The following is an 11,965-nucleotide window of genomic DNA, read 5'->3' as shown; positions in this document are numbered from 1 at the left end:
GCCATGATTCAGGAATATTCAGTTCTCAACGTGGCGGACAACACCGGCGCCAAGAAAGTCCGTTGCTTCCGTGTCTATGGCGGCACGGGAAGACGTTCGGCATCTGTCGGCGACATTATCATGGTGTCTGTGCGGACCGCGATCCCCAATTCAAACATGAAGAAGGGTTCAAAGGCGCGCGCTGTCATCGTGCGGACCAAGAAGGAAGTGCGTCGTTCCGACGGGTCGTATATCCGCTTTGACGAGAACGCCGCTGTATTGATTAACAAGGACAATGAGCCGATCGGAACCCGTATTTTCGGCCCCGTCGCGCGTGAACTTCGCGAGAAGCAGTTCATGAAGATTGTCTCGCTGGCACCCGAGGTGCTATAAGGTTAAGTCATGAAGATTCGTAAGAATGATATTGTACAGGTGATCGCCGGAAACGACCGCGGCAAGAAGGGAAAAGTCCTGAAGGTTTTTCCCGAGAAGTCGCGCATCGTCGTGGAAGGGGTGAACTTCATCATGCGCCACTCCAAGCCCACGCAGCGGAATCAGCAGGGCGGCATCATCAAGCGGGAAGGGACGATTCACGTATCCAACGTGATGCTGATTGACCCCAAAAGCGGCAAGCCGACTCGCGTTGGACATGCCGTGCTGAAAACCGCCGACGGCAACAAGCGAGTTCGTGTGGCGCGAGTCTCTAACGAAATGATTACCGAATAATGAGCGCAGAAAAGGCAAAAGGCAAGCCACAGGCAAAGCAGGGCAAGCAGCCCCCCAAGGCGGCTAAGGGCGGCGGCATGAACGTCGCCGGCGAGCGCCCGAAGCTTCCGGCAGGCTATGTCCCGCGTATGCAGGCACACTATAAAGATAATGTGGTTCCCGGACTCAAGAAGACGTTCGGTTACACTAATCCGATGGAAGTGCCCCGCTTGCAGAAAATAACGATCAACGTCGGGTGCGGTGACGCAACTCAGAACCCGCGTGTGGTCGAGTCCATCGTCAAGGAACTCGCACTCATCACCGGCCAGAAGCCCGCGGTCGCAAAGGCGCGCAAGTCCGTCTCTAACTTCAAGCTGCGTGAGGGAATGGCTGTCGGTGTGTTTGTGACCCTGCGCCGCAATACGATGTGGGAGTTCCTGGATCGTTTCATCTCGCTGGCTACTCCGCGTATCCGCGACTTCCGCGGACTGCCCGATCGAGGCTTTGACGGACGCGGCAATTTCTCACTCGGTCTGCGCGAGCAGATTCTGTTCCCGGAGATCGACCTCGATCAAGTCGAGAAGATCCGCGGGATGGACATTACGTTTGTGACTTCCGCGAAGTCGGACAAAGAAGCCTATGAGTTGCTCAAGCAGCTCGGCTTGCCCTTCCGCAAGCGTGAAGATAAAAAAGTCGCGACTGCCGCATAACCTTATTAGAATCTTATGGCAAAAGCCTGTTTGATCGCGAAAGCGAAGAGAGCTCCGAAATTCAAGGTACGTGCCTATCACCGTTGCCGCCGTTGTGGACGTCCACGCGCCGTGCTGCGTAAGTTTGGATTGTGCCGTTTGTGTTTCCGCGAACTCGCGCACGCCGGCGATATTCCGGGTGTTGTTAAGTCAAGTTGGTAAGCAAGAGTACTCATGCCGACGACCGATCCCATAGCTGATTTTCTGACGCGCGTCCGTAACGCGATTCGCGCGCGCAAAACGATGGTGGATATTCCCTACTCGCGGATGAAGGCCGACCTCGCCCGAGTTCTGATGGAAGCATATTATATCCGCGACTTTGTTCAGGTGGACGAAGGTCCGCAGGGATTTCTGCGTATCTACCTGAAATACACAAACGGCAAGCCCGCGATTCAAGGGTTGCGCCGTGTCTCAAGCCCGGGTCTGCGACGCTATGTGAACCGCAACCAAATTCCTCGTGTGATGAATGGATTGGGTACTGCGATTCTGACGACGCCGCAGGGATTGTTAACGGGTAATCAGGCGCAACGCGCCGGTGTGGGCGGCGAAATCGTCGCGGAAATCTGGTAAATCTGTAGCTGAACGGAGAAGATAGACGTGTCACGCGTAGGACGCGCCCCCATTAAAGTGCCGAAAGGTGTCGACGTAAAGATCAACGGCTCTGACGTTACTGTCAAAGGCCCGAAAGGTGAGCTTGCGCGCACGTTTCCTCAGGATATCGAGATTAAACTCGAAGACGGCACCCTGACCTGTCACCGTCCGAGCGACCGCAAGGATCATCGCGAAAAGCATGGTCTGGCGCGAGCTCTGCTCAACAACATGGTTGTGGGCGTCACGGACGGTTTCAAGAAAGAACTGCAAATCGTAGGCGTCGGTTTTAAGGCGGAAGCCAAGAAGCGCGGCGTGTTGCTCAACGTCGGCTACAGTCATCCGGTACTCATCGTCGCTCCTCCGGGCGTAAATACTGAAGTCACCGGACCGACGACCGTGTTAGTCAGCGGAACGGACAAGGAAATGGTCGGCCAAGTGGCCGCCACAATCCGTGCAGTTCGCAAGCCCGAACCTTACAAGGGCAAGGGTATCATGTATACCGGCGAGCGGATTCACCGCAAGGCCGGAAAGACTGGCAAGTAATCATTAAGCTGGCAAGATAGCCGTACCTTCCGTGTCCAGAAAAATCGCAATACGCAAACGCGCACGTGTACGCCGCAAGCTGCACATCCGCAAAGTCGTCAACGGCACCGCCGACCGCCCTCGTCTTGTTGTCTATCGCAGCGTCGCGCATATGTATGCGCAGCTGGTGGACGATGTGGCCGGCCGCACGCTGCTCGGTGTCTCGTCTCTATCACCAGAGTTGAAAGATCAACTGTCCGGCAAGAAGCCGTCGGAAGTTGCAGAGTTAGTAGGCGGGTTGTGCGCGAAGAAGGCGCGTGAGCACTCTATTGAAGCTGTCGTCTTCGACCGTAACGGCTTCCCGTATCATGGCCGAGTGAAGGCCATTGCCGAAGGCGCGCGCAAGGGCGGCTTGAAATTCTAAGCATAAGTACGAAATGAACGGAAACAATCCACGCCGCGGCCGTGACCGCGAAGATCGTCAGTCCGAGTACTCGGGCGGCGAGGCCTTGCTCGAAAAACTCGTCGCGGTCAATCGTGTAGCCAAAGTCGTCAAGGGTGGCCGCAACTTCTCGTTTAACGCGATCGTGATCGTCGGTGACGGTCATGGACGCGCAGGCTTCGGTCTGGGCAAAGCCAATGAAGTCTCTGACGCCATTCGCAAAGGCACCGAAGCGGCCAAGCGCGCAATGAAGCGCTATCCAATTTTAGGAACGACTCTGCCGCATTCCGTGCATGGTAAATTCGGAGCGGGCAAGGTTTTTCTACGCCCTGCGTCTGCAGGTACCGGAGTCATCGCGGGTGGTTCCGTGCGCATGATCATGGAGTGCCTGGGCGTGCGTGACGTATTGACTAAAGTCATGGGCACCAACAATCCGCACAACGTTGTCAAAGCCGTATTTCGCGCGCTGGAAGAGATGAGCGATGCCCGCATGGTCGCGGCCCGTCGCGGTATTACGGTTCAGGAAGTCTTTACACTCTAAGCAAGTCCGAAACGCACGAGAGTGCATTCTCGAATAGTGAGTCATGGCAAAGCTTGAAGTAACATTAACACGCAGTACTGCTTCCCGCCCGCACTTCCATCGTAAGATTGTCGAAGCGCTCGGGTTTCATCGCTTGCACGAAACACGCATTCTGCCCGATAACGCAGCGACGCGTGGCATGCTCGCGAAGATCCCGCACATGGTCACCTGGAAGCAGCATGACGAAGGAGCCAAGAGCTAATGGGTCTGGATCGTCTTACACCGGCAGCAGGTTCCACTCGTACCAAAAGACGCCTCGGTCGCGGCCCGGGTTCGGGCACCGGTGGAACGGCCGGACGAGGTGAAAAGGGCTACTACTCGCGTTCAGGGTCCGTGCATAAGCGCGGCTTTGAGGGTGGTCAGATGCCGCTTCACCGCCGTCTGCCCAAGCGCGGTTTCACCAACGTGTGGGCCGAAGGCAATGAAGTTGTCAACCTGCGCGATCTCAAGAAACTATCTGAGACGACCGTCACTCCGGAGACTCTGAAGGCTGCCGGGTTGATTCGTCACAGTCATTCATCGGTGAAAATTCTGGGTATGGGCGAAGCTGATCGCGCGTACGAGATCTCGATGTGTGCTGTGTCCGAATCTGCGGCGGCGAAGATTACCGCCGCCGGCGGCAAAGTGGTCTCCGCCTGATGCTCGATCGTTTCGCAAACATTTTCAAAATCCCTGAGCTTCGTGACAGAATTCTGTTTACGCTGCTCATTCTGTTCGTGTATCGCATCGGCGGTCACGTTCCGCTGGCCGGCATAAATGCCAGCGCCCTGGGCGAGTTCATGGATCAGAACCGAACAACCCTGTTCGGGATGTATGACATGTTCGTCGGCGGTGCCTTTGAGCGCGCTACGATCTTCGCTCTGGGAATCATGCCGTATATTTCGGCCTCCATTATCTTCCAGCTGATGGGATCGGTGGTACCTTACTTCCAGAAGCTCCAGAAGGAAGGTGAGGAGGGCCGCAAGAAGATTACGCAGTTGACCCGTTACGGAACCGTGATCCTCGCCGCGCTGCAGGCCGGTGGTGTGTCGGTGTTCCTGACCAGACTCGTCGCTGCTTCGGGAACTCCCGTTGTGCCGAACCCCGGATTGGGCTTCAACCTGCTGACGATGATCACACTTGCCGCAGGAACCACTTTCATCATGTGGTTGGGCGAGCAGATCACTGAGCGAGGAATCGGCAACGGTATTTCCCTGATTATTATGGTCGGCATCATCAACACGCTGCCGTCCGCAATCATCGAAGAATACACGATGGTATCAACCGGTACGCGGCACATCGTGATGGAAGCCGTGTTTGCCGTGATGCTGTTTGCGATTACGGCATTCGTCGTCGTGTTGACGCAGGGTGTCCGGAAGATTCCGGTTCAATACGCTAAGCGAAACGTCGGCAGAAAACAGTACGGCGGCGTGTCGACGCATATTCCGCTGCGTGTGAATTCCGCAGGCGTGATGCCGATCATCTTCGCGCAGTCGATTATGTTCATCCCATCGTCAGTCGCGACGTTCCTTCCCGAGGGCGGGTTCCGCGATGCGCTGACGCAAGCATTTGGAGTGGAGAGCTTCGTCTACTCGACGATGACCTTCCTGCTGATCGTCTTCTTCACGTACTTCTACACGGCCATTATTCTGAACCCGGTGGATCTGGCCGACAATATGAAGAAGAACGGCGGCTTCATTCCGGGAATTCGACCGGGCAAGCAGACGTCCGATTTCATTGACAACATCCTGTCGAAAGTGACTCTGCCGGGTGCCATTGCACTTGGCTTGATCGCCATGATGCCGACGATCGTGATTCGGCAATTCGGCGTGTCTTACAATGTTGCCCAGTTCTTTGGCGGAACCGGCCTGCTGATTATCGTCGGCGTCGCGCTGGATACGCTTCAACAGATTGAATCGCACCTTGTTATGCGGCACTATGACGGCTTGATGAAGTCAGGCCGAATTCGGGGCCGCCGCAGAATGTAAGCATTGTGTGTCCCGGACTCGCCGTAACCCGCTATTCGATCGTCCTGCTCGGCGCGGTGGGGGTAGGGAAGGGCACGCAGGCTAAGAAGCTTGCCGAGGCTCTGAAGATTCCGCAAATCAGTACCGGAGACATCCTGCGTGCCGAGATTGCGGCGGGAACGGAGTTAGGGAATCAGGTGCGGGAGACGATGGACAGGGGCGAGTTGGTCTCGGACGACTTGCTCATTGAATTGGTCCGCGGTAGGCTTGACAAACCAGATACGGCACGCGGGGCTGTCCTGGACGGATTTCCTCGAACGATCCCGCAGGCGGACGCACTGGAGAAGTTGCTGGCCGAGTTCGATTTGCCACCGCCATTGGTGATATCAATCGACGTTCCTGATGCGCTGATAGTAGAGCGCTTGGCTTCCCGGCGGGTTTGCACCACTTGCGGTGCGACGTTCAATCTCAATCTTGACAAGAACGCGCTCACGGCGCATCAATGTCCCGACGGCAAAACTCCGAATGTCGTGCTGCGGGAGGATGACCATCCCGAAACGGTACAGAGACGGTTAGCCATCTATCGCGAGAAGACTTCACCTCTTCTTGAGTACTATCGGCGGAAGCGCGCGTTGAAGACCGTTTCCGGCGTCGGTACAACCAATGAAGTTTATGCTCGGATCGCCATCGAGCTTGACAGCGCAACAGAATGATTCATATTAAGTCGGAAGCGGAACTGCGCTTGATGCGCAAGGCCGGAAAGATACTGGCTGGCGCATTTGAAGCTGCGGAACCGTTGATGCGCGAAGGGACGAATGCCGATGAGGTGGATCGTGTTGTCGAAGAGACGATTCGTTCGCAGGGTGCGATTCCCGCGTTCAAGAACCACCCCAATGCGGACGGAGCGCGATTTCCATACTCAGTTTGTTTCTCAATAGACGCGGAAATCGTTCACGGAATGCCGCGCGGACGTACGATTGAGAGCGGGCAGATTATCGGCCTCGATATCGGCGTGATTTATCAAGGGTATTATTCCGACAGTGCCCGCAGTTACGCAATTGGTAATGTTGAGCCGCGCGGACTGGAACTGGTTCGCATCACGCGCGAGTGTCTGGATCTGGCGATTGCCGAGGTGAAAGCCGGCGCGAGACTCTCCAACATAGGGCATGCGGTTCAGACGCACGCGGAGAAACACGGATTTTCGGTGATTCGTGAGCTTGTAGGTCACGGCATTGGAAAGAGCCTGTGGGAAGATCCGCAGGTTCCGAATTACGGTGCTCCGGGAAGAGGCCCGGTTCTCAGAAAGAACATGGTTTTGGCGATCGAACCGATGATCGCAATGGGCGGCCCGGAAGTGGATATGATTGGCGACTGGGATGTGCTGACTCGCGACCGCAAGCCGGCGGCACACTTTGAGCACACGCTGGTCGTGACCGACGGCACCGCTGAAGTATTGACAGTTTTATAGATCAGAGGTTTCGCATTTCTAAAGAACAATCCATTAAGGTTGACGGTGTGATTGAGGAATGCCTGCCCAACGCTACATTCCGTGTGGTATTGGAAAACGGGCACAAAGTTCTCTGTCACATTTCGGGCAAAATGCGCATGCATTTTATCAAGATTCTGCCCGGTGACAAGGTCAGCGTGGAATTGTCTCCTTATGATCTCAACCGCGGGCGAATCACGTACCGCTACAAATAACCCGGCGACAGATTCAATATCATGAAAGTCCGTACGTCCGTCAAGAAGATTTGCGAGCATTGCAAGATCGTCCGCCGTCGCGGCCGCATCTACGTCGTGTGCTCCCGTATTAAGAAACACAAGCAGCGTCAGGGCTAACGCCCGCGCCCTAACCCCGGAATTCGTTCATGGCTCGTTTTGCAGGCGTAGATGTCCCGCGCGACAAGCGCATCGAAATCGCCCTAACCTATGTTTTCGGTATCGGCCGGCCGACGGCGCAGCGTATTCTCACGCAGTGCAATGTTGACTGGAATAAGCGCACGCACCAGTTAAGCGACGATGAGCTCGCCGCAATTCGCGCGGTTATCGCCGAGCTTAAGCTGGAAGGTCCGCTGCGCTCGGAAATCCAGATGAGTATTAAGCGCCTGATGGACGTCGGCTGCTATCGCGGCCTGCGCCATCGCAAGGGCCTCCCTGTGCGCGGTCAGAATACGAAGAATAACTCGCGTACGCGCAAGGGCCGCAAGAAGAACCTGATGGTCAAGAAGAAGGGCAAGTAGGCCGCCCTCGTCCAGTCGAACTTAAGATTTCCTTACGGAGCATAAAGCTTGGCAACATCGAAGAAGAAGGGTAAGCGTAAGAAGGAACGTGTTGAAGACACGGGCGTCGTGCACGTCAAGTCTTCATTCAATAACACGCTGATTACGGTTACGGACAACTACGGCAACACGATTTCCTGGGCTTCGGCCGGCAAGATGGGCTTGCGCGGCTCGCGCAAGAACACGCCGTTTGCCGCGCAGCTTGCTACCGACAACGCGGTCAAAGCCGCGATGGCGCTCGGTCTAAAAAAGGTTTCTGTCGAAGTGCGCGGTCCGGGCGGTGGACGCGATGGTGCCGTCCGCGCGATCGCCGCATCGGGTTTATCCATTTCTACAATTCGCGACGTGACGCCGTTGCCGCATAACGGTTGTCGTCCGCCCAAGCGCCGCCGCGTATAATCGGTTGTTTTCAAATCTCTAAACTCATAAACTTTTCAATCTATGGCAAGAAATCGCGGTCCCACGGATAAGATCTGTCGCCGCGTTGGCGCGCAGTTGTATCTTAAGGGTCAACGTGTGCGCAACGGTAAGTCGGCGTTCGATAAGAAGGGCTATCCTCCCGGGATGCACGGTCGTAACCGTCGCGCAAAAATTTCGGAATACGGTCGGCAGTTGCTCGAAAAGCAGAAGATCCGTGAATCATACGGATTGCTTGAGCGGCAGTTCCACCGTTTCTTCACGGTTGCGCAACGGCAGAAAGGTGTTACCGGCGAAAACTTGATGGGAATGCTCGAAAGCAGACTCGACAATGTTGTCTACCGTCTGGGTTTCGCAGCGACGCGCCGTCAGGCTCGCCAGCTCGTGGTTCACGCACATTTTCAGGTGAATGGCAAGAAAGTCAATATTCCCTCGTACATCCTCAAGGCAAACGATCGCATCAAAGTACGTGAACGTTCCCGCAAGATGGAAGCGATTCACTCTGCGATGCAGCTCGCGGCACACGGCAAAATGATGCCGAATTTGGAAGTCGATCGCGCGAAAATGGAAGGTCTCTTCCTCGGTCCGCCGGCGCGCAACGACATTCCGTTCGAAGCCAACGAACAGTTGGTTGTCGAACTCTACTCGCGTTAATTTTTCCTCGAGGAGACCCATGAACGGTTTGAACTTCCAGATGCCGGAAGCGGTGGAGATTGATGAATCTACCCATACAGATACCTATGGCAAATTCATCGTCCAGCCTCTTGAGCGTGGCTATGGAGTCACGATTGGCAACAGCCTCCGTCGGGTTCTGATTTCATCATTGCAGGGTGCGGCTATCGTCACCCTTAAGATTGACGGCGTGCTGCACGAGTTTTCGACGATCCACGGCATTTCCGAGGACGTCACCGAGATGATTCTGAATCTGAAGGGTGTGCGCTTCAAGCTCCTGAACAAGAAGCCTGACAAGATTTTTGTTCATCTGAAGGGCCCAAAGGAGTTTTCGGCTCGCGACCTGCAGATCGGCAATAACGATTTCGAAATTCTGAATCCCGATCATCACATCGCCACACTGAACAGTGAAGCAGAGGTGAAGGTCGAGCTGACGATCAAGAAGGGTCGCGGCTACGTGCCCGCTGAAGAAAATCGCCCCTCCGACGCACCGATTGGAACGATTCCGCTCGACGCGATCTATTCGCCGATTCGGAACGTGACCTACACGATCGAAAATACGCGCGTCGGGCAGCGCACGGACTACGAGAAGCTGATCCTTGAAATCTGGACCGACGGTTCGATTACGCCGGAAGATGCGCTGTCGAGTGCTGGCCGCATCATGCGCGACCATATTCAACTCTTCATCAACTTCGACATGAAGCCTGAGAAGGACGACGACGAAGATATCGACGAAGAGACGTTGCAGATTCGGAAACTGCTCCGCAAGCCGGTTGAAGATCTTGAGCTTTCGGTGCGCAGTGCGAACTGTCTGAAGGAAGCGAAGATCCGCACGATTGCCGATCTTGTGCGTCGCGATGAAAATGAAATGCTGCGTTTCAAGAATTTCGGCCGCAAGTCGCTGATCGAATTGAACGAAATTTTGAAGACCAAGTCCCTGCACTTCGGCATGGACGTTGATAAGTATCTCTCTCCTGAACTCGAAAAGAAATGAGACATCTCAATAAGGGCCGTCAGCTCTCGCGTTCGTCCAGCCACAAGAAGGCGCTGCTGGGCAATTTGACGCAGGAGCTGTTTGAGCATAAACGAATCAAGACGACTTTGGGCAAGGCGCGGGAACTCCGGCCGTTTGCCGAGAAGTTGATTACCAAAGCCAAGTCGGGCACGCTGGCGGCGCGTCGTGACGTGGCACGCTTCTGCTCGCGGAAGTCTGCTATTTCGACGCTGTTTGACGATATCGCGCCGAAGATGGCGGATCGTCCGGGCGGCTACACGCGGATTATCAAGCTTGGGCCGCGTCTGGGTGATGCCGCACCGTTGGCCATCATTGAATTGGTGGGTTATGAAGGTGCAGTGACGGCTCCGGCTCCTGCTGCAGAAGAGAAGAAGCCAGCGAAGAAGTCTAAGAAGTCCGCTGCTTAATCTTTGGATTGATTGATTTTAAGGCCCCCGCCGCTCGGCGGGGGTTTTTTTCTAAGGAGCGCAGAGTTGACAGGAAGTGAAGAGAAGGGGTTGCCTTTCATCTTTGATTTTGGCTACTTGTGTGAGACACATTTGAGGAATGATCGATGCGATACGCTGTTCTTTTGTTAGTTGGAGCCATCTTGATCGGCTGTGCGGGGTCGAAGCCGTACGTCTATCACCGCCAGACGCATGAGTTGCTGCACAGCGTGCTGTGGATGCAGCGATCTGCTGAATACTATGCCGCATGCGAAACGGTCTATCTCGGGGCTTTGGACGCCCTTGAGCGGGCATTGGCTGATACGGGGTGGACGGCTTCGGCAGAACAGAAACCGCCGTTCGGGATGAAGCCGCCTGCAATCATCGTTGACTGCGATGAGACGGTGCTTGACAATTCTGCTTACGAGGCCAGGCTGATTCTCGACAAGAAAAGTTATCCGGACGGATGGGATGAGTGGTGCTTTGAGGAGAAGGCTGTGGCAATGCCGGGCGCGCTTGAGTACCTGCGAGAGGCGGACCGGCGGGGCGTGGCTGTGTTCTACGTGACGAATCGGGACGTTAAACTCGATGACTGTACGTGGAGGAATCTTAGAGCGCAGGGTTTTCCGCAAACCGCGACGGCCGAACAGGTGCTTTCCAAAGGTGAGCGCGAGGGGTGGGGTTCAGACAAGAGCGCACGCCGTGAATACATTGCTCGTACGCATCGGATCGTGCAGATGGCGGGCGACAATCTTGGCGACTTCATCGGATACCAAGAGACTCCGGATGAGCGTGAACGGCTGGCCAAGGACTATATGGCATGGTGGGGGACGCGGTGGCTGATGCTTCCAAATCCGGCCTACGGATCATGGGAACGAGCGCTCTTGAACTTTGATAACTCCCTAAGCGACAGCGCGGCGCTGAAGAAGAAGTATGATGCGCTGAAGCCGGCAAGATAACAATGCTCACACCTGAACAGAAGGCCGAGTTACGTACGCTGATTGAAGCTCAGCTCGTAGAAATTGAGCAGGAGATCGCGCGATTAGAAGAGTTGGTCAAGCCTATTCCATTGGAGAATTCGATTGGCCGGATTTCGCGCATGGAAGCGATAAATAGCAAGAGCATCAATGAAGCGGGGTTGAGGATGGCCAAAGAGCGTCAGATTGATTTGCGGAACGCGCTCTCGCGGATGGAAGAGGAGAACTTCGGGCTTTGCGTCAGATGTGGCAATCCAATTCCGTTCAAGCGGATTCTCTTGATGCCAGAGACGAGAAATTGCGTGCACTGCGCGGCGTAGCGAAGCACAATGACTTACGCGACGGCGGCGGGCCTGTGCCCGCCGTTTTTGTTGACTTCCGGATACTCAGAATCGGGTTCGGTTGTGGGGATAGTAGGCTTCATGAAGCTTTAGTCAGGGACATGGCAGAGAAAAGGATTGTTCTTAATGTCATTCAAGATTCAAATCAATGGCGTTAATATAATACTAAGAATACGAAAAGTCAAGGAATCTGTGCCTTTTTTGTGTAATTATAAACATTTGTTCAAACTGAAATTCTGCAAAAAGGGATGAAATTCAAGAGGCTTTGCAGTGGCACGCGAGCGTGTTTAGTGCAAGTTCGGTTCGGGGGGATCAGCCAAGTGCG

Annotated in this window: 22 protein-coding genes; all 22 read left to right on the top strand. The window is 55.0% G+C overall.

The window, feature by feature from the left end; translation table 11 throughout:
* Positions 1-3 precede the first annotated feature (3 nt).
* The 22 genes from rplN (at position 4) to KJZ99_02435 (ending at position 11,619) form a co-directional block, all read left to right on the top strand.
* Positions 4-372 carry a 50S ribosomal protein L14 gene (rplN, locus tag KJZ99_02540; protein ID MCL4304768.1) on the top strand — a complete coding sequence of 123 codons (369 nt, stop codon included), beginning with the start codon at positions 4-6 and terminating at the stop codon, positions 370-372.
* Positions 373-381: 9 nt separating this feature from the next.
* The gene (gene rplX / locus KJZ99_02535) at positions 382-705 is read left to right on the top strand and encodes a 50S ribosomal protein L24 (GenBank protein ID MCL4304767.1); all 324 of its coding nucleotides are present in this window, start codon (positions 382-384) and stop codon (positions 703-705) included.
* Positions 706-782: 77 nt separating this feature from the next.
* Positions 783-1,394, top strand: coding sequence for a 50S ribosomal protein L5 (rplE, locus tag KJZ99_02530; protein ID MCL4304766.1), 612 nt, complete (start codon positions 783-785; stop codon positions 1,392-1,394).
* Positions 1,395-1,409: 15 nt separating this feature from the next.
* Positions 1,410-1,595 carry a type Z 30S ribosomal protein S14 gene (locus KJZ99_02525; protein MCL4304765.1) on the top strand — a complete coding sequence of 62 codons (186 nt, stop codon included), beginning with the start codon at positions 1,410-1,412 and terminating at the stop codon, positions 1,593-1,595.
* A 12-nt stretch (positions 1,596-1,607) separates the two neighbouring features.
* Complete coding sequence (gene rpsH, locus KJZ99_02520) at positions 1,608-2,003, top strand: 30S ribosomal protein S8 (protein MCL4304764.1); 396 nt, start codon at positions 1,608-1,610, stop codon at positions 2,001-2,003.
* Positions 2,004-2,030: 27 nt separating this feature from the next.
* The gene (rplF, locus tag KJZ99_02515) at positions 2,031-2,567 is read left to right on the top strand and encodes a 50S ribosomal protein L6 (GenBank protein ID MCL4304763.1); all 537 of its coding nucleotides are present in this window, start codon (positions 2,031-2,033) and stop codon (positions 2,565-2,567) included.
* A 31-nt stretch (positions 2,568-2,598) separates the two neighbouring features.
* Positions 2,599-2,970 carry a 50S ribosomal protein L18 gene (rplR, locus tag KJZ99_02510; GenBank protein ID MCL4304762.1) on the top strand — a complete coding sequence of 124 codons (372 nt, stop codon included), beginning with the start codon at positions 2,599-2,601 and terminating at the stop codon, positions 2,968-2,970.
* Between the two features lie 13 nt (positions 2,971-2,983).
* On the top strand, positions 2,984-3,529 hold the full coding sequence (gene rpsE / locus KJZ99_02505; GenBank protein ID MCL4304761.1) for a 30S ribosomal protein S5: 546 nt from the start codon (positions 2,984-2,986) through the stop codon (positions 3,527-3,529).
* A gap of 43 nt (positions 3,530-3,572) precedes the next feature.
* Positions 3,573-3,770, top strand: coding sequence for a 50S ribosomal protein L30 (gene rpmD, locus KJZ99_02500; GenBank protein ID MCL4304760.1), 198 nt, complete (start codon positions 3,573-3,575; stop codon positions 3,768-3,770).
* Entirely contained in the window at positions 3,770-4,207 is a 438-nt protein-coding gene (rplO, locus tag KJZ99_02495) for a 50S ribosomal protein L15 (GenBank protein ID MCL4304759.1), read from the top strand. The genes rpmD and rplO overlap by 1 nt, the downstream gene beginning before the upstream one ends.
* Positions 4,207-5,535, top strand: coding sequence for a preprotein translocase subunit SecY (gene secY / locus KJZ99_02490; protein MCL4304758.1), 1,329 nt, complete (start codon positions 4,207-4,209; stop codon positions 5,533-5,535). Before rplO ends, secY begins: the two co-directional genes overlap by 1 nt.
* Before the next feature lie 38 nt (positions 5,536-5,573).
* Complete coding sequence (locus KJZ99_02485) at positions 5,574-6,227, top strand: adenylate kinase (GenBank protein MCL4304757.1); 654 nt, start codon at positions 5,574-5,576, stop codon at positions 6,225-6,227.
* Positions 6,224-6,982 (top strand): type I methionyl aminopeptidase, encoded by a 759-nt coding sequence (map, locus tag KJZ99_02480; GenBank protein MCL4304756.1) that lies wholly within the window; start codon positions 6,224-6,226, stop codon positions 6,980-6,982. Before KJZ99_02485 ends, map begins: the two co-directional genes overlap by 4 nt.
* 14 nt (positions 6,983-6,996) lie before the next feature.
* Positions 6,997-7,215, top strand: a complete 219-nt coding sequence (gene infA / locus KJZ99_02475) for a translation initiation factor IF-1 (GenBank protein MCL4304755.1) — start codon at positions 6,997-6,999, stop codon at positions 7,213-7,215.
* A gap of 21 nt (positions 7,216-7,236) precedes the next feature.
* Positions 7,237-7,353 carry a 50S ribosomal protein L36 gene (gene rpmJ / locus KJZ99_02470; GenBank protein MCL4304754.1) on the top strand — a complete coding sequence of 39 codons (117 nt, stop codon included), beginning with the start codon at positions 7,237-7,239 and terminating at the stop codon, positions 7,351-7,353.
* Between the two features lie 29 nt (positions 7,354-7,382).
* Complete coding sequence (rpsM, locus tag KJZ99_02465; GenBank protein MCL4304753.1) at positions 7,383-7,754, top strand: 30S ribosomal protein S13; 372 nt, start codon at positions 7,383-7,385, stop codon at positions 7,752-7,754.
* A 48-nt stretch (positions 7,755-7,802) separates the two neighbouring features.
* On the top strand, positions 7,803-8,192 hold the full coding sequence (gene rpsK / locus KJZ99_02460) for a 30S ribosomal protein S11 (GenBank protein MCL4304752.1): 390 nt from the start codon (positions 7,803-7,805) through the stop codon (positions 8,190-8,192).
* 42 nt (positions 8,193-8,234) lie between these two features.
* On the top strand, positions 8,235-8,864 hold the full coding sequence (rpsD, locus tag KJZ99_02455; GenBank protein MCL4304751.1) for a 30S ribosomal protein S4: 630 nt from the start codon (positions 8,235-8,237) through the stop codon (positions 8,862-8,864).
* Between the two features lie 19 nt (positions 8,865-8,883).
* Positions 8,884-9,876, top strand: coding sequence for a DNA-directed RNA polymerase subunit alpha (locus tag KJZ99_02450; GenBank protein MCL4304750.1), 993 nt, complete (start codon positions 8,884-8,886; stop codon positions 9,874-9,876).
* Complete coding sequence (gene rplQ / locus KJZ99_02445) at positions 9,873-10,304, top strand: 50S ribosomal protein L17 (protein MCL4304749.1); 432 nt, start codon at positions 9,873-9,875, stop codon at positions 10,302-10,304. The genes KJZ99_02450 and rplQ overlap by 4 nt, the downstream gene beginning before the upstream one ends.
* Before the next feature lie 146 nt (positions 10,305-10,450).
* A complete protein-coding gene (locus KJZ99_02440; GenBank protein ID MCL4304748.1) occupies positions 10,451-11,281 on the top strand; it encodes a 5'-nucleotidase, lipoprotein e(P4) family in 831 nt (276 codons plus the stop codon).
* 2 nt (positions 11,282-11,283) lie between these two features.
* On the top strand, positions 11,284-11,619 hold the full coding sequence (locus tag KJZ99_02435) for a TraR/DksA C4-type zinc finger protein (GenBank protein MCL4304747.1): 336 nt from the start codon (positions 11,284-11,286) through the stop codon (positions 11,617-11,619).
* Positions 11,620-11,965: the final 346 nt, after the last annotated feature.

The organism is bacterium (genome assembly GCA_023382385.1).
Lineage (GTDB): Bacteria > Electryoneota > RPQS01 > RPQS01 > RPQS01 > JABWCQ01.
This window is presented reverse-complemented; position numbering and strand designations above follow the sequence as displayed.